This window comes from Phenylobacterium sp., from assembly GCF_004297125.1.
Taxonomy (GTDB): Bacteria; Pseudomonadota; Alphaproteobacteria; order Caulobacterales; family Caulobacteraceae; genus Phenylobacterium.
Map to the genome: position 1 here is coordinate 15,606 of NZ_SCVD01000032.1, position 23,490 is coordinate 39,095.

A 23,490-nucleotide genomic window follows, 5' to 3' on the forward strand; every position below is an offset into this window, starting at 1 on the left:
CCTACCGCTGCCGCCGCGCCTCGGCCGTGGCGGCGTTCAGCTTGCGGATCCGCTCCTCGTAGAGCCGCGCCAGGCGGCGGGGCTCGGAAACGGTGTTGCGGGCGTCCGCCCAGGCCAACTGCCGCTGGCGCAGCAGCTCGCGATCCTCATGGGCGTCCAGCGCCTCGGCGTAGGCCTGCCGCAGCTCGCCCTGCAGACGTTGCAGATCCGGATCGCCACAGATCGCCCGGTCGGCGGGCGTCGGTTCCGTGGTGCAGGCGTCGCCTTCGGTGCTCGCCGCCGGGGTTTGCGTCGCCTCGGCGTCGTCGGGAGCGACCTCCGCCGCTTCGGGCGACGGTGCGGCCTCGCTGGAGTCCGCCGACGGCGCTTGCACGTCGGACGCGGACCCGGCAGCGGTCACCGCCGCCGGCGCGGGCGGCGGCTCCAGCGCCGCGGTCTGGATGGGCGCGGCGGCCGGGGCGACGGGCGGCGCCGGCGCCTCCGGAGTGGTCTGGCCGGCCCACCAGCCCAGGGCTACGCCCGCGGCCATGCCCACGGCGAAGCCCGCTGCGAGCCCACGGCGAAGCCCCCGCGCCGGGCCGGGACGCTCCGGCTCCCGCGGCCGCAGTTGCAGGCCCAGACCCTTCGCGCCCGCCGCCTCGTCCTCGGGCGGCGCCGGATCGTCGTCCCAGACGCTGCGGGGCGGCTTCAGCTCCGACGAGGGCGGCGGTTCGGGGGCCACCTCATCCACGGCGACCGGCGCCGACGGCTTGCGGCGGCGCGCCTGGCGCGGAGCCGGCTCCGTTGGCGAGGCCTCGACCTCGGCGGGCGGTTCGTCCTCGTCCTCGGGCTCCATCGGGTCGCCCAGGTTCAGCGCCACGACCCGCGGCTCTCCCGGCCGCCGCATCGCCGACCGGCCGCGCGCCTCGCGACTCTCCCGGCGCGCCGCCATCTCCTTCAGGATCTGGTACGAGAGCGAGGCGTCACCGCGCGCGCGGCTGGTGTCGAGCAATCGCCGGAGCTCCGGCCCGTTCAGGGTGGAGAGATCCACTTGCGGCATGGCGAGTCGTCCTGGGCGCTACTCAAATTCAACCGCCAGCGCCCGTCCCTTCACCAGCGAACCCAGTATTGCCCGGACGGGCCACGGGGAAAAGCTCGTCGTGTCCGGCGCACGCGCCATGCCGCGCCGTCTGGCCCGCGGTGGCGCCCCGACAGGTCTGGAACAACACCTCGCCTGGCCGGGTTCGGCGGCGGGGGCGGGCCTTCGCCGGGGTCGGTCTGCCTTAGCCTTGCGCTAAAGCTCCAACATGAATCCGCCCGCATGATGGAAGTCCGGCTGTTCGGCCGGATGGCGCAGCGCCCAGTAGGACAGGCGGCCCCCGACTTCCTCGACCACGGCCGTCAGGCCCAGCCGGAGCGGGCCGGTCGCCGGCAGCGCCAGCCCGACCCGGACTTCCAGCGTGTCCGCCGTCTTCGCGATCCCGATGCTTGGCGCCTCGATCTCCAGCGGCGCCATGCCCGACCGGTAGCCGCCGAAGCCATAGGCCGCCCACTCGGTGGACGGGGCGAAGTTGAACTCGCGATAGGCGCCGCCCTCCGCGCCGAGGAAGGCCTCGAAGCAGGTGTGGTTCCAGAGGCCGTCGACGCGCCCGGGCCCCGCTGCTGGCGGTACGGCCAGGCGGGCGACATCGCCCGTGAGCAGATAGCGCAGCGTCAGTCCCGCCCCCGCGCGCTCAGCCTCGACCGCCAGGCTCGTCACGGCGTCGCAGCGCGAGCGGGGGTGGAGGATCAGGGGACGGCGCATGCAGTCAGCCTACCCGGAACGCTGCGGCGATCCAGGGGGGCTACAGTTCCCGGACCAGCCCCTGGATCAGGCCGCGCAGCCAGGCGATGGGCGCTTCCTGCAGGCGGTCTTTCAAGAACAGCAGTCCGATGTCCACAGGCGGCGACGGATAGGGCGGAGCGATCAGCTTCAGGAGACCCGCCTCCGCCCAGGCCCCGGCCAGGCGGCGTGGGACCAGGGTCGCCATCTCCGAACGGCTGGCCACCGCGAGCGCGGTGGAGGTGTCCGGCACGGTGACGGCGATCCGCCGGCGAAGCCCCGCCTCCGCCAGGGCCCGCTCCAGGGCGCCGTCGTCCTCCCAGCTCGCGCGGGAGACGAAGCCGCGCGCCGCGTTGTCCCCGGTCCGGTCCGGGCGTTCGATGCCGATGTGCGGGGTGGCGGCCAGGTCGGCGAGCCCGACGACCCGGCGGCGGGCCAGCGGCGCGCCGGCGCTTACCGCCCAGGCCAGGTCCTCGGTCACCAGCGGGTCGAAGGCGAAGCGCTCGGGCAAGGCGATCACGCTGGCCACTGCGAAGTCGGCCGCACCGGCGTCCAGCAGGTCCACCAGTCCGCCGCCATAGCCGCTGACCACGAGTTCGGCCTGGGGCGCCAGCTCGGCCAGGCGGCGCACCAGCGGCGGCGCCAGCACCGCGGCCCCGTAGGCGCCGGCCACCAGGGTGAAGCGCCGCTGGCTGGTGGCGGGATCGAACGCGCTGCGGGCCAGCGCGGCGTGGAGCTGGGCCAGGGGCCCGTGGATGCGGGTGGCGATCTCCAGCGCCCGCGGGGTCGGCCGCATGCCGGATGGCCCCCGCGCGAACAGTTCGTCGTTCAGCATGTGGCGCAACCGGTTCAGCGCGTGGCTTACCGCCGATTGCGAGAGGCCGAGACGCGCGCCGGCCCTGGTGACGCTGCGTTCCTCGAGCAGCACGTCGAAGATGCGGAGCAGGTTCAGGTCAGGGGTCGGCATGCATCAGATTCATACTGCACGTGACGACATACCATTTTGCTCATCGGCGAGCGCTGCCTATCTGAGCCTCACGCAACGGAAGCCGCGTGGCCGCGCGCCGCGCCCCTCCCGTTCGATCTGATCAAGCCATCGATACGTAAGAGGCCGGGACGTGAGCGACCCATCGGCGAGCGCCGCGCATGATTTGAACCCCCGCCGGGCCACGGGCCTGCGGCGCTGGCGCTGGCCTTTGATCGTCGCCGGACCGGTCCTGATCCTGGCGGTGGTGGCCTATTTCGTCCTCACCGGCGGGCGGTACGAGTCCACCGACAACGCCTATGTCCAGATCGCCAAGACCGCCGTGGCGCCGTCGATCGGCGGGCGGGTGGTCGAAATCTACGTCCGCGAGAACCAGGTGGTGAAGAAGGGGCAGGTCCTGTTCCGCCTCGATCCGCGCGACTACCAGGCAAACCTCGCGGCGGCCCAAGCCGAGGTGGCGGTCGCCGAACTCGACGTCCGGCAGCAGCGCGCCGCCTACCGGCGAGAGAGCGCCAACGTCTCGGCCGCCGCCGAGAACGTCGCCTACACCGCCAGCGAGGCCGCGCGGCAGCGCCAGCTCGCCGCCGCCGGGGTCTCGTCACGCCAGCAGGTGGACCAGGCCGTCCATGCCGTCCAGCAGGCCCGCGACCAGCTCGCCGCCGCCCGCCAGCAGCAGGCCATGGCCCTGGCCGCCCTGGGCGGTGATCCCAACGTCGGCGCCAGCGCCCCGGCGGTGATGCAGGCTCGCGCCCAGCTCGAGCGCGCTCGCCTGAACGTCTCCTACGCCACGGTGGTCGCCCCCGCGGACGGCGTCGTCGCCCGTGTCGACCAGATGCCGGTTGGCGCCTACCTCAATGCTTCCCAGACCGCCTTCTGGCTGCTGTCGGGCCAGCCCTGGATCGAGGCAAACTTCAAGGAAGACCAGCTCGCGCACATGAAGGTGGGCCAGCCGGTCACCATCAAGGTCGACGCCTATCCCGACGCCGACCTGCGCGGCCATGTGGCCAGCTTCGCACCGGGCGCCGGCTCGGCCTTCTCCGCCCTGCCGGCCCAGAACGCCACAGGCAACTGGGTGAAGGTGACCCAGCGCCTGCCGGTTCGGATCGCCTTCGACGGAACCCCGCCGGCGATGGCCGCCCGGGCCGGGCTCTCGGCCGATGTGAAGGTCGACGTCCGTGCGGCCGGCCGGGCCCGCTAGGCGCGGCCGATGAGCCGGACCCACGAGCACGAGCACGTCGACGCCGCCCGGCGCTGGCCGATCACCATCGCCATCATGCTGGCGACGGTGATGAACTCGCTGGACACCACCATCGCCAACGTCGCCCTGCCGCACATCCAGGGCAGCGTCTCGGCCGGGCCGGAACAGATCGGCTGGGTGCTGACCTCCTACATCGTCTCGGCGGCGATCATGACGCCGCTCAGCGGCTGGCTGGCGGGTCGCTTCGGCCGCAAGAACCTGTTCCTGATCTCCATCGCCGGCTTCGTGGCCGCTTCGATGCTCTGCGGCATCGCCACCAGCCTGCCCGAGCTGGTGGCCTTCCGGCTGCTCCAGGGCGTGTTCGGCGCGTCGCTGATCCCGCTCAGCCAGGCGGTGCTGCTCGACATCAACCCGCCCGAAAAGCACGGCCAGGCGATGGCCATCTGGGGGGCGGGCGCGATCCTGGGGCCGATCCTCGGCCCGGCGCTGGGCGGCTACCTGACCGAGGATTTCTCCTGGCGATGGTGCTTCTACATCAACCTGCCGATCGGCATCCTGGCCTTCCTTGGCGTGTTCCTCTTCATCTCGAAGGACCGGCTGGAGGCGGCCCGGCGGTTCGACTTCATCGGCTTCGGGATGCTCACCCTGTTCATCGGGGCCTTCCAGCTCGTGCTGGACCGCGGCCCCGGCGAGGACTGGTTCTCGTCGACCGAGATCTGGACCGAGACCATCCTGGCGGTCATCGGCCTGTGGGTGTTCGTGGCCCACACCGTCACCGCCGAGCATCCCTTCTTCGACCGCCGTCTGCTGGCCGACCGCAACTTCGTCACCGCCAGCGTCTTCGGCTTCTTCATCGGCATTCTGCTGTTCTCGACCATGGCCCTGCTGCCGCCGATGATGCAGGTGCTGATGGGCTATCCCGTGCTGCTTTCCGGCCTCGTCAGCATGCCGCGCGGGCTCGGATCCTTCGTCGCCATGTTCGCCGTCGGCCAACTGGTCGGGCGCGTCGACACCCGCCTGATCCTGTTCACCGGCCTGTGCATCAGCACCGTGGCCCTGTGGCAGATGATGCACTTCGACCTGTCGATGACCGCAACGCCCCTGATCGTCTCGGGGGTCATCCAGGGCCTGGGCATCGGCCTCCTGTTCGTGCCGCTGTCGACCCTGGCCTTCGCCACCATTCCGCCCGAGCTGCGGGCCGAAGGCTCCGGCGTCTACACCCTGATCCGCAACCTGGGCTCCAGCGTCGGCATTTCGATCATGCAGGCGCTGCTGGTCTCGAACACCCAGACCATGCACGCCTCGCTGGCCGGGAAGGTGATCCCGACCGACCCCGTCGTGCGCGACGGCCTGCCCGCGATCTTCAACCCCGCCACGGAGGCGGGGCTGACGGCGCTCAACAACGAACTGACCCGCCAGGCGACGATGGTCGCCTACATCGACGACTTCAAACTCATGTTCGTCATCACCATCGCCTGCATGCCGATGCTCCTGCTCATGCGGAAGCCCCGGCGTGGGAGCGGAGCGCCCGCCCATGCCGCTGTCGAATAGCCTCCGCCTCCTCGCCGCCGCGTCCGTCCTGGCGCTCGGCGCCTGCCAGACGGTCGGGCCGGACTTCAAGGCGCCGGACGCGCCCGCCGCCGCCGGTTACGCCATGGCCGGCGATCCGGTGACGACCGGCGTTCGCCTGGATCCCGAGGCGCGGTCCGCCGGGCCCTGGTGGCAGGCGTTCGGCTCGCCCGACCTGGACCGCACCATCCGGCTGGCGCTCAACGACAGCCCCTCCGTCGCCGAGGCCAGGGCCACCCTGGAGCGCTATCAGGCCGAGGCCCGAGCCGCCCGCGGCGCCCTGCAGCCCCAGGTCGACGCCACCGCCGGCGCGCAGCGCGAGCGGATCAACACCCAGGCCTTCGGCTTCACCGGCTTCCCCAGCCCGACCATCAGCCTCTATTCGGTGGGCGCCACGGTCAGCTACGACCTCGACCTGTTCGGCGGCGCCCGGCGGCGCACGGAAGAGGCGCGGGCCCGCGCCGAGGAAGCCGCCCGCCAGGCGGACGCCGCCTATCTCAGCCTCTCCGGCAATGTCGCGCTCCAGGCCATGAAGGTCGCCGGCCTCCGCGCCCAGGTCGCCGCCGTCCAGGCCGTGATCGACGGCGACCGCGCCACGCTCGACATGGTCCGCCGGGCCCAGCAGGCCGGCGGCGAGGCGCCTTCCGCCACCACCGGCGCCCAGGCCCAGCTCGCCGAGGACGAGGCGCTCATCCCGCCACTGCAGCGCCAGCTCGACGCCGCCCGCCACCAGCTGGCCCTGCTGGCCGGCAAGTCGCCCGCAGAGTGGTCGCCGCCGGACTTCGACCTGGCCGAACTGAGCTCGCCCGCCGAGGTCCCGGTCAGCCTGCCGTCCACCCTGGTCCGCCGCCGCCCCGACATCCTGGCCGCCGAGGCCGAGCTGCACGCCGCCACCGCCGCCATCGGGGTCGCCGTGGCCAACCAGTATCCCGACATCAAGCTGTCGGCGAACCTGACCCAGAGCGCCATCAAGCCCGAGAACCTGTTCAACTATTCGTCCAGCGGCTGGAACCTGCTCTCCGGCGTCACCGCCCCGATCTTCAGCGGTGGAACCCTCAAGGCCGAGCGCCGCGCCGCCGAGGCCGAGGCCCGCGCGTCCCTGGCCCGCTACCAGCAGACCGTGCTGCGCGCCTTCGTCCAGGTCTCGGATGCGCTGGCCGCCCTGGGGACCGACGACCAGGAGGCCGCCGCGCTCGTCCGCGCCCAGACCGCAGCCGAGGCCACGGTTCGCGACGCCGAGAACGCCTATCGCCTGGGCGGTGGCCCATTGATCCAGGTGGTGGACGCCCGCCGCCAGCTCAGCCGTTCCCGCCGCGCGCTCGCCGAGGCGCAAGGCCGGCGCTTCGCCGATCTGGTCGAGCTCTACGCGGCCACCGCAGCCGACTGGGGCGCTCAGCCCTCCGTGGCCTCCAGCTCGCGATAGAACGCCTCGTCCGCCACCTCCTGCCGCGCGATCAGCAGGCTGCAGGACAGGTGATCGGAGAGGTAGGCGCCCGTCTGCCCGGACCACCAGCGTTCCCACAGGCCCTTCTTCCGGTGGCCCACCACCACAAGGTCGGCCTTCACCGCATTGGCATAGGCGGCGATCTCGGCCGCCGGCTCGCCGGTCACCACCTTGCCCTCCGGCCGGAAACCCAGCGCCGTCAGCCGCGCCATCGCCTCATCGAACAGGCCGACATAGGTGTCCTGGGCCTTCGCGACCGCGCCCGCATAGGCGGCCTCGCCGATCCGCACGCCCGGGCTCTCGGCCACCACGCACAGCAGGTAGACCCGCGCGCCGAACCGCCGCGCCGTCAGCGCCCCTTCGCGCAACGCCGTGCGCCCCTCGCGCGACCCGTCGTAGGCCAGAAGCACGCGCTCATACATGACCAGCTCCCTGCCACGTCCTGATGGAAACGCATGAGGCGCGGTCACGCACCTCCGCGTCCAGCGGAAATCCGCGCCTCGCCGCTTGCGATTCCCGTCCGGCGCGATACGCCTTGTCCGGCGCCAACCGGGGGATGCGGAATGACTACCAGTACGGATCGACGTGCGCTGCTGGCCGGCGCCGCCGCCCTGACCGCCGCCACCCTCGCGCCCGCCGCGGCCTCGGCCGCGGACGCCTATCCCGACGTGAAGAAGGCGCTGGCCGCCGGACACGACGCGGCGGTGAAGCGGCTGCAGGACTGGATCAGGTTGCCCTCCATCGCTGCGGAGAACCTCAACTACCCGGCCGGCGCCGAGTACATGCGCCAGCTCGCCCTCGACGCCGGCTTCCAGCACGCCGAGATCGTGCCTTCGTCCGGCAAGCCCGGCGTCTTCGCCACCCTGGACGCCGGCGCCAGGAAGACGCTCGGCCTCTACTTCATGTACGACGTGAAGCAGTTCGACCCCGCCGAGTGGGAGAGCCCGCCGCTGGAGGCCCGCGTCCTCGACCGCCCCGGCCTCGGCAAGGTGGTCATGGGCAGGGGCGCGGTGAACCAGAAGGGGCCCGAGACCACGGTGCTCGCCGCCCTGCACGCCATGAAGGCCGCCGGCCGCAAGCTGCCGGTTAACCTGGTGCTGGTGGCCGAGGGCGAAGAGGAGATCGCCTCGCCCAACTTCCACGAGATCGTCACCGCCCCCCAGGTCGCGGCCGCCCTGAAGAAATCCGTCGGCGTCATCATCCCCTTCGCCTCCCAGTCGCCCTCCACCGGCGCCGTCACCGTCAACCTAGGCGCCAAGGGCGCGCTGGAGATGGAGCTGGTGGTCTCGGGCGAGAAATGGGGCCGCGGCCCCAGGGGCGACATCCACTCCAGCGAGAAGGCCCGCGTCGACAGCCCGCCCTGGCGCCTGGTCGCGGCGCTCTCGTCCCTGGTCAGCCCCGACGGCAACACCGTGGTCATCGACGGGATCCCCGAGATGGTCCGCCCGCTCAGCCCCCGCGAGCGCGAGCTGATCGCCATGACCGCGGCGAAGACCAGCGAAGCCGACGCCAAGGCCCGCCTGGGCGTCCAGCGCTGGATCGGCGACATGACCTGGGAGCAGTCCCTGGAACGCCTCGCCGCCGTCCCCACCGTCAACATCCAGGGCCTGGTCGCCGGCTACACCGGCCCCGGCGGCAAGACCATCCTGCCCGGCAAGGCCACGGCGAAGGTCGAGATCCGCATGGTGCCGGACATGACCAAGGAGGACACCGTCAAGAAGCTGCGCGCCCACCTGGACAAGCGCGGCTTCAACGACGTGGAGGTCAACGTCACCGGCGGCTACGGCCCCACCGAGACCCCCGAGGACGCCGCGCTCACCAAGGCCCAGCTCGCGGCCTACCGGCGCTTCGGCGCCGCCACGACGCTCTATCCGCGCCTGGCGGGCAGTTGGCCGGGGGTGATCTTCACCGGCCCGCCACTCAACCTGCCGGCCGGCCAGTTCGGCCTGGGCTACGGGACAGGCGCCCACGCCCCCAACGAATTCTACCTGATCGAGAGCGCCAACCCGACCAAGGTCGCCGGCATGGACGAGGCCGCCCTGGGCTTCGTCGATTTCCTCTACCAGGTCGCCGCCGTCGGCTAGGCGCGCAGCGCGCGACCGGTCAGTTCCGCCGGCCCGCCGCCGTGCCCAGCGTCTCGCGCAGTTCCAGCAGCGCCTTGGCCTTCAGGAACGCCAGCGCCTCGACGAGCCGCCCGCCCCGCCCGTCGCGATAGTCGCCCAGCGCGATCGCCGCCACCAGCTCCCGCAGGGCGTCCTCGGCCAGGTCGCGGTCGGCGTCACGGAATTGGTCTGCGCTCATGATCCCTGGTCCCTGCGGGGCCCCAGGTTGCCCCGTCGCCGCTCGCCGGGAAAGGGCTCTCGGCTCAGGCGGGGCGGCCCGCCTGGTTGCGGAGGGGTCGCGCGCGGGGTCTGCGCAGCCTCGCGCCGATCAGACCGAAGCCCACGATCAGCAGGGCCCAGGTCCCCGGTTCAGGGGCCGGCGCCGGAACCCCGGGAGGGGGCTCGAAGACCGGCGGCGCAACGATCGGCGGCTCCGTGCCGGGACCGCCGGCCGGCGGCCCGTCCAGGCCCGGGAAGCCCGGACCGACGATCGGCGGCAGGAGGGTTTCGGTGCCGGTCCCCGGAATGAAGCTATCGCTCGGCAGGTCGAACGGCCCGACGGGCGCCGCGAGGGCGACGACGACCGGCGCCGCGGCCGGAGGCCCGGCCTCGCAGACGGTGGTGGCGATCAGCGCGTAGGAGAGTGGGGTGGCCAGGTCGCGCGCTGCCACGGGCATGGGCGTAGGCCGCCGCAGCGCAGGCGCCGCGACGGGCGCCATAGCGGCGACCCGGCGAAGGGCGGGCCTCGCCTTTCGGGCGGCGCCATGGACGGCGGCCTTGCCCGTTGGCCGCCGCTTGCGGACGCCACCGCTGGCCTTGACCTTCAGCGCCCGGGCTCGGGCGGGCGCCGCCGCCGGGGCCGCGGCGAAGCCTCGCCGCATCATGTTGGCGCGGTACGCGGGCGCGGCGGCCGGCGCGGCCGCGATGGGCATGCGGCTCATCTGCTCCACACAGGCGGCGCGGGCGGGCCCGGCAAGCGCGGACCCGCCGGCAAGCACGGCGAGGGCGAAGGCCCCGAAACGGGCGCGGGTCGTGCGAACTCCCGCGAAGCAACCGATATGACGCATACTCATCGACCCACCACGCCGAGACACCTCGGCTTCCCGCTCGTCGCACGACCGGTTCGCGAGTTGGAGTGGGCGAACCCCTGAATTTACAAGCCGTTACACTGGCCTGGCGCGATCGTCTGACTCGGGAGCGCCGCAGCAAGGGACGGATCCAGCGGGGCGTCGGAACACGGGGCGAACGAAATGTAACGCTGGGTAAAAACCGTCGTCTGGGGCCACCCAAAGCCGGCTTCGTCGACAACGAGGGGTGGCCGGTCCGGCCAGTTGCAGGCAGAAAGCTGGCGGGAGATCGGCGTGAAGGTTGCGATTCTCGAAGACGAGCCGGAGCAGGCCCAGTACGCCGCCAAGGTGCTCGAGGGCGGCGGGCACGTGCCGCTTGTCTGCGCCACCGGCGACGCCTTGATCGCCCACCTGCGCCGCGACACCGTGGATCTTCTCCTCCTCGACTGGAACGTGCCGAACGTGTCCGGACTGGAGGTCATCGCCTGGGCCCGAGAGCACCTCAGCCCGACGCCACCGATCCTCATGCTGACCGGACGGACGGATTCGCAGGACGTGGTCGCGGCCCTCGAGGCCGGGGCGGACGACTACGTCACCAAGCCGCTGGACGCCGCGGTCCTGCTCGCCAGGGTCCGCGCCCTGATCCGGCGCGCCTACCCCGCGGCGAGTGGACCGGCGGCCCTCGAGATCGCCGGACGCCGGTTCAACCCACTGGGCCTCACGGTGGACGGTCCCGCCGGCGAGGTCACCCTGACGGAACGGGAATTCGCGCTGGCGCTGAGCCTGTTCAAGAACATAAATCGGCAGCTTTCGCGGGCCTACCTGCTGGAGACGGTCTGGGGATGGAGCCCGGATGTGCAGACCCGCACGCTCGACGCGCATATCTCGCGCCTTCGCGGAAAGCTGGATCTGCGCCCGGAGAACGGCTTCCGGCTCGCTCCCGTCTACAGCTACGGCTACCGGCTGGAGCATCTCGATGGTGAGGGACGCGTCTCGCCATGATCCTGCGTTGGGGCCCTCTTCTTCTTGCGGCCGCCCTGCCTGCCGCCGCCTGGAGCGCGGACGCCCCCGAGGCTCCGACCCGATACAGCGTCAGGGCGGGGGACACGCTTTACGATCTGGCCCAGCGCTATCTCGTGCGCCCGTCGGCCGCGGGCGTGGTCCAGAGGCTGAACCGCATCGCCGACCCGCGGCGGCTGCCGATCGGCCGCACGCTCGACGTTCCCACGGACCTGTTGCGCACCGAGCCCGTCGTGGCGCGCCTCGTGGCGTACAGCGGACCGGTCAGCGTGCGGGGATCCGGGGCGGGGCCCCTGCGACTGGAGATGCCCGTTCGCGAAGGGTTCGAGCTCTCCACCGGCGTCAACGCCTTTCTGACCTTCGAACTGCCGGACGGCTCACGGCTGACCCTGCCGTCGCAGAGCCGCGTCCGCCTGGGGCGTCTGCGTCGCGTCCTGCTCACGGGCGCAGTGCAGCGCGACATCAGTCTGGAGGAGGGCCGGGCCAGTTCGACCGTGACCCCGCTGCCCAACCCCGACAGCCGGTTCCGAATCCTGACACCGGTCGCCGTCTCTGCGGTGCGCGGCACCGAGTTCCGGGTGCGGCACGACGACAGCGCCGGCCGCTCGACCGTGGAAGTGATCGAAGGCCGCGTCGGCGAGGCCCTGGTCGGCGCGCCGAACGAGACGTCCGTAGCCGCCGGCTTCGGCGCGTCGGCGGCCCGGGGCCTGGTGTCCTCACCCGCGCGCCTGCTGCCCGCGCCGACCCTGTCCAGCCCTGCACGCCTGCAGGACGAGCCGCAGGTGACCTTCGCCGTGCGCCCGGGCTCCGGCGCCGCCTATCGCGGGCAGATCGCGCGTGACGCCGGCTTCATCGATCTGATCTCCGAGGTGGAGTCGACCGGGCCGCTGTTGGCCTTCGACGCCATCCCGAATGGGACCTTCTTCGTCCGCCTGACGACGATCGACGCGGCGGGGCTCGAGGGCCTGCCGGCGACCTACGCTTTCGAGCGGCGGCTCAACGCGCTTGGGCTGGACGAGCCGCAGACGGTTGCGGGGGCGAAGCGCCAGTATCTCTTCAAATGGCGAAGCACCGGCGGCGCGCCCGAGACCTTCCGGTTCGTCCTGGCTCGCAAGGCCGACGGATCGGACGCGGTGATCGACGCGCCCGGCCTCGCGGAGCGGCAGATCGTCGTCAACGACCTTCCGCCGGGCCTCTACTACTGGCGCGTGGCCGTGGCCCGCCACGAGGGCGGTCGCCTGTTCGAGAAATGGTCGCCGCCGCAGCGGTTCGAGATCGGGCGTTGAGGCTCGCCGGACGTCCCGCTCCCGGCGACCGACGTCTGTGGGAGTGGCTGGCGGTTTCGGCGCTCGCCACCCTGCTGGCCGTCGTGCTGCTGGCCACCGGCTGGACGGTTCGGCTGGACAATCTCGTCTATGACGCGGCGCTGCGGCTGGCGCCCCGGACGTCCACGTCGGACGTCCTCATTGTGGCGATCGACGACCGCGCGTTGGCGGAGGCCGGAGCCTGGCCGTGGTCCCGCGCGACCCATGCGCGGGTCGTGGAGCGGCTGAGCGCGGCGGGCGCCAGGGCGATCGCCTACGACGTGCTCTTCATCGAGCCCTCCGTGGACCCTGCGGCGGACGAGGCGCTCGGACGGGCCGTGGCGGCGGCGCGGCGCGTCTGCCTGCCGGTGCTGACCGAGGTTCCTGGACCGAATGGCGACAGCTTCCGCATCACGCCCCCGCTGGCGGCGGTCGCTCGCGGCGCCGGTGGCCTGGGTCACGTCAGCCTGGCGTTCGATCCTGATGGCGTCTCGCGCCGCGCCAACCTCGCCGAAGCGGCGGGCCGGCGGAGCGTGCCGCACCTGATGGCGTGCGCGGCCGCCGTCGGGGCCGGTCGCGCCGGCGCGGGCGTCGAAAGCCTGCCGCGGGCCCGACCCGGCGAGGCCCTGGAACGCCGGGGGCCGGTCCTCATCCCCTTCGCGGGAAGCGCCGGCCGTTTTCGCACCGTCTCCGCCGCGAGCGTCCTGAGGGGCGAAGTGCCCGAGAGCTTCGTGCGCGGCCGCTACGTGCTGGTCGGCGCCACGGCGAGCGGGCTGCACGACCGCCACGCCACCCCGCTCTCGCGGCGGGACGAGACGCTTTCCGGGGTCGAGCTGCAGGCCAATCTTCTGGAGGGGCTGCTGACCGACGGACTGATCCGCCCGGCGCCGTTTCCCATCTCGCTGGCGACCACGCTGGCCTTGGTCTGGATCCAGCTCGCGGCGCTGCGCCTGGCCTCCCCGCGCCGCAACCTGGCCATCGCGCTGGGGGCGATGAGCGGCGGGGTCGCCCTCAGCGGGGCGCTGTTGATCCTTGCGAGAACCTGGACGCCGCCGGCGCCGGCGCTCATCACCCTGCTTGTGATGTTCCCGGCCTGGGGCTGGCTGCGGCTCCAGGCCGCCAACGCCTACATGCTGCAGGAGCTCGCGCGCTTCGCGCAGGAAGACGGCGCCCCGGCCGCACCCGAGCGCGGCGACGTGATCAGCCGTCGGATCCACCTGATGCGCCGCGCCGTCCAGCACGCGCGGGACCTGCGCGCACAGGCCGCCGCCGCCGCCGCCCAGCGGGAGCAGATGGTCCAGTTGCTGTCGCACGACCTGCGCTCGCCGCAGAGCTCGATCCTGGCGCTGCTCGACGGGGCGGAGCCGGGCGCCGTTCGCCCCGATCTCAGCGATCGGATCGCCGGCGCCGCTCGACGCACCCTGTCGCTGGCGGACAACTTCGTGCATCTGGCGAAGGCGGAGGACGGCGCCCTCAGCCGCGAACCGCTCGACATGTCGGACCTGCTGGACGTGGCGATGGACGAGGCCTGGCCCCTGGCGCGCCGTGCCGCGGTGAGGCTCTCCCGCACGGGCGCGAGGGCCCCCGCGTGGACCATGGGCGACCGGTCGCTGCTGATGCGCGCGCTGGCCAACCTGATCGACAACGCGATCAAGTTCAGCCCGCCGGACGCCGCCGTGGAAGTCGAGCTCCGCCAGACCGAAATCGAAGGCCGGCCGATGGCGCGCCTCGCGATCCGCGACCATGGCCCTGGCGTCGCGGAGGGCGACCGCGCGGCGCTCTTCGCGCCCTATGGCCGCGGCGCGGGGCGGACCGCCGGCGGCGTGGGCCTGGGACTGACGCTGGTGGCCGAAGTGGCCCGGCGGCACGGCGGGGGCGTGACCTGCGAAGGCACGCCGGGCGGAGGGGCGACCTTCGTCCTGGCGCTGCCTGTGGATGGCCAGGCCGACTAGGGCGCCGTCACCTCGAGGGGCTTCAACGCCGCGTCGACGAGACCGACCGCGAGATCCGGCGTGATCTTGCGATGGGGCCTGGTGGCGCTCGCGGCATAGAGTTCGCGCCCCGCGCCGGTTTCGACGATCCGGACGGTCAGGGCGCTGGCGCCGCGAACGAAGGGCCGGGCCAGGGTGCGGCGCTGCGGCGCCACGACCGGCGCCGCCGGCCCTTGCGCTTGCGGTAGCGCGGCCCCGACGCCGTTGGGACGGTCGGAATAGGCCACCTCGACCGTGTAGTCCGGCGCCCGCTCGGAGCCGGCCTGTCGGAGGCCCTTGCCCACCAGGGCGGCCGCCACCTGGCGCTCGACAGGTCGGGCCGTCGCATCGCCCTCGCCCGGCGGCGCCGAGATGCGGAACGTCGCCCGCGCGATCGGACCCGCCACTCTCGTCTGGACCATCGGCGAAGCGCCCGCGCAGGCGGAGACACCCACCACGAGAAGGCAAGCTAGGATCTGCACACGCATAGCGGCCTCCTACCCTCGGGCCGGGCGCTCCGCCAGCACCTTGAGGTCGCTGCGAGCGTGCGCGGCCTGCCGCACATGCAGCCGCTGGTCGGCCGGCTGCCGGGGCAGATTCCCTAGTGCTGGCTCTCCGGCATGGTCACCACCAGCCCGTCCAGTTCGTCCGACACCTTGATCTGGCAGGAGAGGCGGCTGTTGTCCTGGACCCCCTCGGCGAAGTCGAGCATCGACTCTTCCATGGCCGACCTGGTCCCGGTCTTGGCCAGCCAGGCCTCGTCCACGTAGACGTGGCAGGTGGCGCAGGCGCAGGCGCCGCCGCAGTCGGCGTCGATGCCCGGGATGTTGTTCTTCACCGCGCCTTCCATGACGGTCAGGCCGGTCTTCACGTCGATCGCGTGCTCCGTGCCGTCGTGCTCGATGTAGGTGATCTTGGCCATGGACGCCCCTCAACGATCGCCGTTCACGCGGCGACCTCTTTCATGGAAACCGACGGGTCTGCAAGCTTCGCCTTGTTCACGGGCTTGCGGCTGAGGATGAGCTGCTTGCCCATCATGAACTCCGGGGGCGAGTTGATCGCCTCCACGGACTGCACCTGGTCGCCCTTCAGGTGGAAGACGGCGAACTTGGCGGTGGCCGGATCGCCGCGCAGCAGGATCTCGTCCACGTCGAAGGCGTAGCCGGCGATCTGGAGTTTCAGGTCGAACTGGTCCGACCATTGCCACGGGCACTCCCCCGCCGGGCGCGGACGGCCCGTGATGGCGCTGGCGGCCTGCTTGGCCTGCTCCAGGGCGTTGGGCACGCTCTCCATGCGGAACATGCGGTCGTAGATCGGCATCGGCCGGTGCGAGACGTCGCCTATGGCGAAGATGGCGGGATCGGTGACGCTGCGGGCGTCCAGGTCGACGACCACGCCGCGGGCGCACTCCAGGCCCGCGTCCTTGGCCAGCTCGTCGTTGGGGTGGGCGCCGACGCCCACCACCACCGCGTCGCAGTCGATCACCCGGCCGTCGGCCAGCTTCACGCCGGTGACATGGCCGTTCTCGCCCACGAAGGCCGCCGCCGTGGCGCCCAGCTCGAAGCGGACGCCATGCTTCTCGTGATAGCCCTGGAAGAAGTCGGAGAGCGCCCCGCAGGCGACGCGGGCCAGGATCCGCGGCTCGCGTTCCAGCACCACCACCTCGGCGCCCAGCGCCCGGCCGGAGGCGGCGACCTCCAGGCCGATGTAGCCGCCGCCGACCACCGCCAGCTTCTTGCCCGGTCCCACCTGCGCCTTCAGCGCCTCGGCGTGGGCGTCGGTGCGCAGGAAGAGGATACCGCTGAGATCCGCGCCTTCGATCGGCAGGGCGATGGCCCGCGCGCCGGTGGCCAGGATCAGGGCGTCGTAGGACACCGTCGAACCGTCCGAGAGGGCGACCGTCTTCGCCCCCCGGTCCAGCTTGTACGCGGTGACGCTCGGCCGGAAATCGATCCGGTTCTCGGCGTAGAACTCGGTGGGCTTCAGCGCCAGGGAGTCGGCGTCGGCCTCGCCCTTCAGCCAGGCCTTGCTGAGCGGCGGCCGCTGGTATGGCGCGATCGGCTCGTCGCCGATGAGGGTGATCGGGCCTTCGTGGCCGTACTGGCGCAGCAACGCCGCCGCTGTGCCACCCGCGTGGCCGGCTCCCACGATCACCACATGCGCCGAAGCGTCACTCATATCCGTTCGATGCCCAAAAGTGACGCCGGCGTCAACTTCATTGGCGCGCGGCGCCACGTTGTCCCGCCGATGCTCTATTTGCCCGGTGACCCTACGGAGGGCAAATGTTCCTCGGTTGCGGCCCGGTTCGAAACCGCTTGCCGAACAGTGTTTGGATCGGCGCCATGCTCCCAAGGCGCGAGACGTCGGGAGGAAGAACCATGGACGACGGGTCTGTCGAGTTCCGTGAGGCCGCCGCCGCCGAGGCGTGGAGCGTGCCGGTCGAGGCGCTCAACCCGGCCCAGGCCGACCTCTTCGCCAACGAGGCCATGTGGCCGATCTTCGAGCGCCTCCGGAAGGAGTCGCCGGTCCACTGGACGCCCCGCGGCGACGAGTACGACGGCTTCTGGTCGGTCACCCGCTACCAGGACATCATGGCCGTCGACACCAACCACGAGGTGTTCTCGTCGGCCGACGGCATCGTGCTGCAGAGCCTTGAGGCCAAGGCCGAGTCGGACAAGCGCCCGCGCGGTAACAGCTTCATCGCCATGGACCCGCCGGGCCACGATGTTCAGCGGAAAACCGTCAGTCCTGCGGTAGCGCCGCAGAACCTGCAGGCCATGAGTCCCATCATCCGCGCCGAAGCCGGCAAGATCCTGGACAGCCTGCCGATCGGCGAAGAGTTCGACTGGGTCGACCGGGTCTCCAAGGAGCTGACGGCGATGACCCTCGCCACGCTCTTCGACTATCCCCAGGAGAAGCGCCGCGAGCTGACCTTCTGGTCCGACATGTTCACCAACGCCCCAGGTTTCGGCCCGGCCAAGAGCTGGGAGCACAAGCGCGAACAGGCCGACGCCTGCTTCGACGCCTTCGACGCGCTGTGGGCCGACCGGGTCAACGCGCCGCCCAAGTTCGACCTGATCTCGATGATGGCCCACGCGGAGGCGACCCGGGACCTGAGCAAAACCGACTATCACTCCAACGTCGTGCTGCTGATCATCGGCGGCAACGACACGACCCGGAACACCATCTCGGGCTCGATCTATGCGCTGAACAAGAACCCCGACCAATACGACCGACTGCGCGCCAACCCGGCCCTGATCCCCAACATGGTCTCCGAGACCATCCGCTGGCAGACGCCCCTGGCGCATATGGCCCGCACCGCGACCCGCGACTTCGAGATGCATGGCAAGACCATCAAGGCCGGCGACCGGGTGGTGATGTGGTACGTCTCGGGGAACCGCGACGAGGCCCAGATCGAGCGGCCCAACAGCTACGACATCCAGCGCGAGCGGCCGCGCAACCACCTGTCGTTCGGCTTCGGCATCCACCGCTGCGTGGGCAACCGCCTGGCCGAGCTGCAACTCACCATCATCTGGGAAGAGATCCTGGCCCGCTTCCCGGAAGTCCGCCTGGTCCGCGAGCCCCTGCGCACCCACTCGGTGTTCGTGAAGGGCTACGAGACCCTGCCGGTGATGATCCCGCGCCGGAACTAGGTCGGCTGGCGCCATGGCGCGTCAGCGCCGCTATAATTGACCACGAACCACACGAACCACACGAACGGTGTCCGCCATTCGCGAGGTCTTGGATTCTTCGCGCGTTCGTGTGGTTCGTGTGGTTCGTGGTCAAACAGGACAGGGCCTGCGGCGCGCGCCGAGCTAGGCATAGCCAGCACACCGTCTAAAGTGCCCTCATGTCCGAGGGACGCCGCTATCACGCCGGGGACGTACCCGGCCGTCTCGTCCGCGAGGCGCGCGACATGCTGGAGGAAGGCGGCCTCAAGCAGCTCAACCTGCGGGCCCTGGCGGCCCGGAGCGGCATCACGGCCGCGTCCATGTACCACCACTATGAGAGCAAGATGGCGCTGCTGGCCGAGCTCGCGGTCAGCGGCTTCATGGAGCTGCGCCGCGATCTCGAGCGCGCCGACCGCGAGGCGGGGGAGGGGCGCCGCCTGCGGGGCTGGGCCACCGGCTACTTCCACTTCGCCCGTCACGAGCCGGCGCTGTTCGGCCTGATGTTCGACGCCGAGATCGCCCCGCAGCCGCAGGTGGTCGAGGCGCGCGCCGCCGCCCTGGCCGTCCTGCATCGCATCGTGGAAGAGGTGGCCGCGGCCCAGGGGGGCATCGACCCGCCGCTGCGCCACATCACACTGGCCGTCTGGGCCGCCGCCCACGGCGCCGCCGGCCTCGCCCTCAGCACCCCCGAAGGCGACGAACTGATCGAGGACGTGATCGCTGGGCTGGAGACCCTGTTCCGGCCGCCGCGCTAGGTGTCGAAGCTACGAAGGTTGTTCACCCGGAGCCTGTCCGTGGGCCGGCCCATCCCGCCGGACGTCGACGGGTCCTTAGACGACCCGGTCCACCAGCATCTTCTTGATCTCGGCGATGGCCTTGGCCGGGTTCAGGCCCTTCGGGCAGACCTGGGCGCAGTTCATGATGGTGTGACAGCGGTAGAGCTTGAAGGGGTCTTCCACGTCGTCCAGCCGCGCGCCGGTGGCCTCGTCGCGGCTGTCGATGATCCAGCGGTAGGCGTGGAGCAGGGCGGCCGGGCCGAGGTACTTCTCCTGGTTCCACCAGTAGCTGGGGCAGGAGGTGGAGCAGCACGCGCAGAGGATGCACTCGTAGAGGCCGTCCAGCTTCTCGCGGTCCTCCGGAGATTGGCGCCATTCCTTCTGTGGCTCGGGCGTCTCGGTCTTCAGCCAGGGTTCGACCGAGGCGTACTGGGCGTAGAACAGCGTCAGGTCCGGGACTAGGTCCTTGACTACCGGCATGTGCGGCAGCGGGCTGATCGAGATCTTGTCGCCTGGGCATTCCTCGTGGCCGTGGATGCAGGCCAGGGTGTTGCGCCCGGCGATGTTCATGGCGCACGAGCCGCAGATCCCCTCGCGGCACGACCGCCGGAATGTCAGGGTCGGGTCGATGTCGTTCTTGATGTGGATCAGCACGTCCAGGACCATCGGCCCGCACTTGCTGAGGTCCACGTCGTAGGTGTCCCAGCTCGGGTTCATCCCCGAGTCCGGATCGTACCGATAGACCTTGAACGTCTTGACCTTCGTCGCCCCGGGCGGAGCCGGGAAGTGCTTGCCGCCCTTGGGGACGGAATTCTTCGGGAGCCGAAGCTGGACCATCTCTGCTCTTCCCTTCGGCCTAGTAGACCCGCGCCTTGGGCGGGAATGGGGCGATGTCGTTGGTCATCGTGTAGTCGTGGACCGGGCGGAAATCGATCTTCACCTTGCCGGTCGGGTCATCGAACCAGGCCAGGGTGTGCTTCATCCACTTCTTGTCGTCGCGGTCCGGGAAGTTCTCGTGGGCGTGGGCGCCTCTGCTTTCCGTGCGGTTGTGGGCGCCGGTCACCGTCACGACGGCCTGGCCGATCAGGTTGTCCAGCTCCAGGGTCTCCATCAGGTCGCTGTTCCAGATCATGGAGCGGTCGGTCACCTTGAGGTCCGGGCGCTTCGCGCTGACCGCGTTCATGCGCTGGACGCCAGAGGCCAGGGCTTCGGAGGTCCGGTAGACCGCCGCGTCCTCCTGCATGGCCATCTGCATCTCCAGCCGCAGCTCGGCGGTGGAGGTGCCGCCGCTAGCGTTGCGGAAGCGGTCCAGGCGGGCCAGGTGGCCGTCAGTCATGTGGGGCTTCAGCTCGACCTGGGTCGCGCCAGCCTTGATCGTGTCGGCGCAGCGCAGCGCCGCCGAACGGCCGAACACCACCAGGTCGATCAGGGAGTTGGAGCCCAGCCGGTTGGCGCCGTGCACGCTCACGCAGGCGGCCTCGCCCACCGCCATCAGCCCCGGCACCACCTTGTCCGGATCGCGCCCGGCCTTGGTCACCACCTCCGAGTAGAAGTTCGTGGGCACGCCGCCCATGTTGTAGTGAACCGTCGGGAGCACCGGGATCGGCTCCTTGGTCACGTCGACGCCGGCGAAGATCTTGGCGCTCTCGGAAATCCCCGGCAGCCGCTCGGCCAGGATCTTGGGATCCAGGTGGTCCAGGTGCAGGAAGATGTGGTCCTTCTTCGGCCCCACGCCGCGACCCTCGCGGATCTCCATGGTCATGGCGCGGCTGACCATGTCGCGGGGCGCCAGGTCCTTCACGGTGGGCGCATAGCGCTCCATGAACCGCTCGCCCTCGGAATTGGTCAGGTAGCCGCCTTCCCCCCGGGCGCCTTCGGTGATCAGGCAACCCGAGCCGTAGATGCCGGTCGGGTGGAACTGCACGAACTCCATGTCCTGCAGCGGCAGGCCGGCGCGCAGGGCCATGCCGCCGCCGTCGCCGGTGCAGGTGTGGGCGCTGGTGGCCGAGAAGTAGGCGCGGCCGTAGCCGCCGGTGGCCAGGATCACCTGCTGGGCTTGGAACCGGTGCAGGGTGCCGTCGTCCAGCTTCCAGGCCGTGACGCCCCGACAGACGCCTTCGTCCATGATCAGGTCGAGGGCGAAGTACTCGATGAAGAACTCGGTCTGATGCGCCAGGGACTGACCGTACATGGTGTGCAGCATGGCGTGGCCGGTGCGGTCGGCCGCCGCGCAGGTGCGCTGGATCGGGGCCTCGCCGTAGTTCTTGGTCATGCCGCCGAAGGCGCGCTGGTAGATCTTGCCGTCCTCAGTGCGGGAGAAGGGCACGCCCCAGTGCTCCAGCTCGTAGACCGCGGCCGGCGCGTTGCGGCACAGGTATTCGATGGCGTCCTGGTCGCCCAGCCAGTCCGACCCCTTGACGGTGTCGTACATGTGCCAGCGCCAGTCATCCTCACCCATGTTGCCCAGGGAGGCCGAGATCCCGCCCTGCGCGGCGACCGTATGCGAGCGGGTGGGGAAGACCTTGGTGATGCAGGCGGTCTTCAGCCCCGCCTGGGCGCAGCCCAGCGCGGCGCGCAGGCCCGAGCCTCCGGCCCCGACCACCACCACGTCGAACTTGTGATCGATGAACTCGTACGTCGCCATGGGTTCAGGCGCCCCCCAGCGCGACCTTGAGGATGGACATGATGGCGAGAGCGCCCGCCAAGCCGCAGATGAACAGGTTCAGGAGCAGCGCCGCCGCCTTCGTCAGGTGGCCGTAGATGTAGTCTTCGACGATCACCCGGACGCCCGCCGACATGTGCATGAAGCTGATGGCGATGGTCAGGATCATCAGGGTGGCGTTGACCGGATTGCCGATCCATTCGACCGCGCCGTAGTAGTCGAGCTGCGCCAGCAGGATCACGCTGTAGGCGCCCCAGATCACCAGGGGGACCAGGGCCACCGCGGCGACGCGCTCGGACAGCCAGTGGCCGACGCCGTGCTTGGCCGAGCCCAGGCCGCGGGCGGTGGAAAGGGGGGTGCGGAAGCTCATCAGAGCGCTCCGATCTGGAAGGCGATCGCCCAGGTCGCGAGCGTCGCGGCGATGGTGAAGCCGAAGACGGCGTAGGCCGAGCTGTTGGCGCTCTTCAGGTCCAGGCCGTGGCCCAGGTCCCAGATCAGGTGCCGGACGCCGTTGCCCAGGTGGTAGAAGACCGAGAGCGTCATGCCGAACATCACGAACTTGCCCAGCGGCGAGCCCAGCACGGCCTTGAAGGTCTCGTAGGTCTCGGGCCCGGCGGCCAGCGAGATGGCCCAGGCCGCGGCGATCAGGCCGCCCAGGTACAGGCCGACGCCCGTGACCCGGTGCAGGATCGAGGTGAGCATGGTGACGTGCCAGCGCCACACCTGGAGGTGCGGCGACATCGGCCGGTCGGCGGGTCCGCGTGGAACGGTAGTCATCGAAGCGCCGTCGCCTCCCCCAAAGCCTGCAGCCCCGCCGGTTGTAAGCACCGCGCCGGGGGTGTCAACGAACGCTCGAAGCGTAACAGGCGTCTTCCATCGCGCCGGTCGAACTCGCGGCGCGTCATACTTGAGAATCGCTCGCAAATATTCCGGGGCATGCCGTCAATTCTTCTTCGCGAGCGGCGAATTCTCATAGGTGGGGGCTTGGGCGCAATGCGCGATTGCGCTAGGCATCCTTCGCGAAAGGCGAAGGATGCGCTTCGATCTCACCGATCTTCGGCTGTTCTGCGACGTGGTGGACGAAGGGTCGATCACCGCCGGCGCCGATAAGAGCGCGCTCGCGCTTGCCGCCGCGTCCACTCGGATCCGCAACATGGAGGTCGCCCTGGGCGCGTCGCTCCTGACCCGCTCCCGCCAGGGCGTGACCCTGACGCCCGCCGGCCGCACGCTGCTAAAGCACGCCCGCACGATCCTGGGGCAGACCGCCCGGATGCGCGAGGATCTGTCCGCCTTCGCCGGCGGCCTGTCCGGCGAGGTGCGGCTGCTGGCCAACACCAACGCCCTGACCGAATTCCTGCCCGAGGCGCTGTCGTCCTTCCTGGCCGCCCATCCGCACGTCAGCGTCGACCTGGAGGAGCGGCTCTCGGACGAGATCGTCGGCCTGATCGCCGAGGGCGTGGGCGACGTGGGCATCGTGGCCGGCACCGTCGACGTGGGCGGCCTGCAGACCTATCCGTTCCGCTCGGACCGTTTCGTGGTGGTGACGGCGCCCGGCCATCCGCTGGCGTCGCGCCCGGCGGCAGCCTTCGCCGAGGTGCTGGAGTACGAGTTCGTCGGACTCGAGCGCTCCAGCTCGCTGCAGCGCTTCCTCACCGCCAAGGCCGCCCGCGAGGGCCGGCCCCTGCGCGCCCGCATCCAGCTCCGCAGCTTCGACGCCGTGTGCCGGATGGTGGAGGCCGGCGTGGGAGTCGGCGTCGTGCCGCGTACGACCGCCACGCGGGCGGCCAAGGCCATGTCGCTGGCGATCACGGACCTGGCCGACGACTGGGCGCTGCGCGAGCTCACGATCGTCGTCCGCGCCGACGACGAACTGCGGCCCTATGCGCGCGAACTCGTGGACAGCCTGCGGGCCTAGCCTCCC

The 23,490-nt window shown here is 71.0% G+C and carries 23 protein-coding genes; 10 read left to right on the forward strand and 13 right to left on the reverse strand.

What is annotated here, in order from left to right; translation table 11 throughout:
* Position 1 precedes the first annotated feature (1 nt).
* The 3 genes from EPO51_RS22280 to EPO51_RS22290 all read right to left on the reverse strand — a co-directional run bounded on the left by EPO51_RS22280 (position 2) and on the right by EPO51_RS22290 (position 2,768).
* Positions 2-1,039: a hypothetical protein gene (locus EPO51_RS22280; RefSeq protein WP_293354803.1), complete on the reverse strand. Its 1,038-nt coding sequence runs from the start codon at positions 1,037-1,039 to the stop codon at positions 2-4.
* 234 nt (positions 1,040-1,273) lie between these two features.
* Positions 1,274-1,783: a DOMON-like domain-containing protein gene (locus EPO51_RS22285; protein WP_293354806.1), complete on the reverse strand. Its 510-nt coding sequence runs from the start codon at positions 1,781-1,783 to the stop codon at positions 1,274-1,276.
* Between the two features lie 40 nt (positions 1,784-1,823).
* A complete protein-coding gene (locus EPO51_RS22290; protein WP_293354809.1) occupies positions 1,824-2,768 on the reverse strand; it encodes a LysR family transcriptional regulator in 945 nt (314 codons plus the stop codon).
* A gap of 151 nt (positions 2,769-2,919) precedes the next feature.
* Between EPO51_RS22290 and EPO51_RS22295 the strand changes: the two genes are divergently transcribed.
* From EPO51_RS22295 to EPO51_RS22305, 3 genes are read left to right on the forward strand one after another with little or no spacing between them, the layout of a single operon-like run.
* Positions 2,920-3,984: an HlyD family secretion protein gene (locus EPO51_RS22295; RefSeq protein WP_293354812.1), complete on the forward strand. Its 1,065-nt coding sequence runs from the start codon at positions 2,920-2,922 to the stop codon at positions 3,982-3,984.
* A gap of 9 nt (positions 3,985-3,993) precedes the next feature.
* Complete coding sequence (locus EPO51_RS22300) at positions 3,994-5,535, forward strand: MDR family MFS transporter (RefSeq protein WP_293354815.1); 1,542 nt, start codon at positions 3,994-3,996, stop codon at positions 5,533-5,535.
* Positions 5,519-6,976, forward strand: coding sequence for an efflux transporter outer membrane subunit (locus EPO51_RS22305; RefSeq protein WP_293354818.1), 1,458 nt, complete (start codon positions 5,519-5,521; stop codon positions 6,974-6,976). The genes EPO51_RS22300 and EPO51_RS22305 overlap by 17 nt, the downstream gene beginning before the upstream one ends.
* Here EPO51_RS22305 and EPO51_RS22310 read toward each other — a convergent pair.
* On the reverse strand, positions 6,946-7,419 hold the full coding sequence (locus EPO51_RS22310) for a universal stress protein (RefSeq protein ID WP_293354821.1): 474 nt from the start codon (positions 7,417-7,419) through the stop codon (positions 6,946-6,948). The genes EPO51_RS22305 and EPO51_RS22310 overlap by 31 nt on opposite strands.
* Positions 7,420-7,560: 141 nt before the next feature.
* On the opposite strand from EPO51_RS22310, the gene EPO51_RS22315 reads away from it, so the two are divergent.
* Positions 7,561-9,081, forward strand: coding sequence for a M20/M25/M40 family metallo-hydrolase (locus tag EPO51_RS22315; RefSeq protein ID WP_293354823.1), 1,521 nt, complete (start codon positions 7,561-7,563; stop codon positions 9,079-9,081).
* A gap of 19 nt (positions 9,082-9,100) precedes the next feature.
* Here the strand turns inward: EPO51_RS22315 and EPO51_RS22320 are convergent, their stop codons facing one another.
* Together EPO51_RS22320 and EPO51_RS22325 are read right to left on the reverse strand one after the other, a co-directional pair.
* A complete protein-coding gene (locus EPO51_RS22320) occupies positions 9,101-9,298 on the reverse strand; it encodes a hypothetical protein (protein ID WP_293354826.1) in 198 nt (65 codons plus the stop codon).
* A 64-nt stretch (positions 9,299-9,362) separates the two neighbouring features.
* The gene (locus EPO51_RS22325; protein WP_293354829.1) at positions 9,363-10,172 is read right to left on the reverse strand and encodes a PEPxxWA-CTERM sorting domain-containing protein; all 810 of its coding nucleotides are present in this window, start codon (positions 10,170-10,172) and stop codon (positions 9,363-9,365) included.
* Between the two features lie 288 nt (positions 10,173-10,460).
* On the opposite strand from EPO51_RS22325, the gene EPO51_RS22330 reads away from it, so the two are divergent.
* The 3 genes from EPO51_RS22330 to EPO51_RS22340 are packed head-to-tail and all read left to right on the forward strand — an operon-like array spanning position 10,461 to position 14,442.
* Positions 10,461-11,168: a response regulator transcription factor gene (locus EPO51_RS22330; protein WP_293354832.1), complete on the forward strand. Its 708-nt coding sequence runs from the start codon at positions 10,461-10,463 to the stop codon at positions 11,166-11,168.
* Positions 11,165-12,472: a FecR family protein gene (locus EPO51_RS22335; protein ID WP_293354835.1), complete on the forward strand. Its 1,308-nt coding sequence runs from the start codon at positions 11,165-11,167 to the stop codon at positions 12,470-12,472. Before EPO51_RS22330 ends, EPO51_RS22335 begins: the two co-directional genes overlap by 4 nt.
* The gene (locus EPO51_RS22340) at positions 12,469-14,442 is read left to right on the forward strand and encodes a CHASE2 domain-containing protein (protein WP_293354838.1); all 1,974 of its coding nucleotides are present in this window, start codon (positions 12,469-12,471) and stop codon (positions 14,440-14,442) included. Before EPO51_RS22335 ends, EPO51_RS22340 begins: the two co-directional genes overlap by 4 nt.
* Here EPO51_RS22340 and EPO51_RS22345 read toward each other — a convergent pair.
* From EPO51_RS22345 to EPO51_RS22355, 3 genes are all read right to left on the reverse strand, one after another.
* Entirely contained in the window at positions 14,439-14,948 is a 510-nt protein-coding gene (locus tag EPO51_RS22345; RefSeq protein ID WP_293354841.1) for a hypothetical protein, read from the reverse strand. The two genes, EPO51_RS22340 and EPO51_RS22345, sit on opposite strands and share 4 nt — an antisense overlap.
* A 113-nt stretch (positions 14,949-15,061) precedes the next feature.
* Positions 15,062-15,382 carry a 2Fe-2S iron-sulfur cluster-binding protein gene (locus EPO51_RS22350; protein ID WP_293354844.1) on the reverse strand — a complete coding sequence of 107 codons (321 nt, stop codon included), beginning with the start codon at positions 15,380-15,382 and terminating at the stop codon, positions 15,062-15,064.
* Between the two features lie 23 nt (positions 15,383-15,405).
* Positions 15,406-16,638: an NAD(P)/FAD-dependent oxidoreductase gene (locus EPO51_RS22355; RefSeq protein ID WP_293354847.1), complete on the reverse strand. Its 1,233-nt coding sequence runs from the start codon at positions 16,636-16,638 to the stop codon at positions 15,406-15,408.
* 200 nt (positions 16,639-16,838) lie between these two features.
* Between EPO51_RS22355 and EPO51_RS22360 the strand changes: the two genes are divergently transcribed.
* Together EPO51_RS22360 and EPO51_RS22365 are read left to right on the forward strand one after the other, a co-directional pair.
* Positions 16,839-18,113, forward strand: a complete 1,275-nt coding sequence (locus EPO51_RS22360) for a cytochrome P450 (protein WP_293354850.1) — start codon at positions 16,839-16,841, stop codon at positions 18,111-18,113.
* A gap of 197 nt (positions 18,114-18,310) precedes the next feature.
* Positions 18,311-18,886: a TetR/AcrR family transcriptional regulator gene (locus tag EPO51_RS22365; RefSeq protein WP_293354853.1), complete on the forward strand. Its 576-nt coding sequence runs from the start codon at positions 18,311-18,313 to the stop codon at positions 18,884-18,886.
* A 75-nt stretch (positions 18,887-18,961) separates the two neighbouring features.
* On the opposite strand, the gene EPO51_RS22370 is transcribed toward EPO51_RS22365, so the two are convergent.
* The 4 genes from EPO51_RS22370 to sdhC are packed head-to-tail and all read right to left on the reverse strand — an operon-like array spanning position 18,962 to position 22,346.
* Positions 18,962-19,744 (reverse strand): succinate dehydrogenase iron-sulfur subunit, encoded by a 783-nt coding sequence (locus tag EPO51_RS22370; protein ID WP_293354856.1) that lies wholly within the window; start codon positions 19,742-19,744, stop codon positions 18,962-18,964.
* A gap of 19 nt (positions 19,745-19,763) precedes the next feature.
* Positions 19,764-21,551 (reverse strand): succinate dehydrogenase flavoprotein subunit, encoded by a 1,788-nt coding sequence (sdhA, locus tag EPO51_RS22375; RefSeq protein WP_293354859.1) that lies wholly within the window; start codon positions 21,549-21,551, stop codon positions 19,764-19,766.
* Positions 21,552-21,555: 4 nt separating this feature from the next.
* A complete protein-coding gene (gene sdhD / locus EPO51_RS22380; protein WP_293354862.1) occupies positions 21,556-21,939 on the reverse strand; it encodes a succinate dehydrogenase, hydrophobic membrane anchor protein in 384 nt (127 codons plus the stop codon).
* Entirely contained in the window at positions 21,939-22,346 is a 408-nt protein-coding gene (sdhC, locus tag EPO51_RS22385; RefSeq protein WP_293354865.1) for a succinate dehydrogenase, cytochrome b556 subunit, read from the reverse strand. The genes sdhD and sdhC overlap by 1 nt, the downstream gene beginning before the upstream one ends.
* Positions 22,347-22,602: 256 nt before the next feature.
* Between sdhC and EPO51_RS22390 the strand changes: the two genes are divergently transcribed.
* Positions 22,603-23,484: a LysR substrate-binding domain-containing protein gene (locus EPO51_RS22390; protein ID WP_293354868.1), complete on the forward strand. Its 882-nt coding sequence runs from the start codon at positions 22,603-22,605 to the stop codon at positions 23,482-23,484.
* The last annotated feature ends 6 nt before the right edge of the window (positions 23,485-23,490 follow it).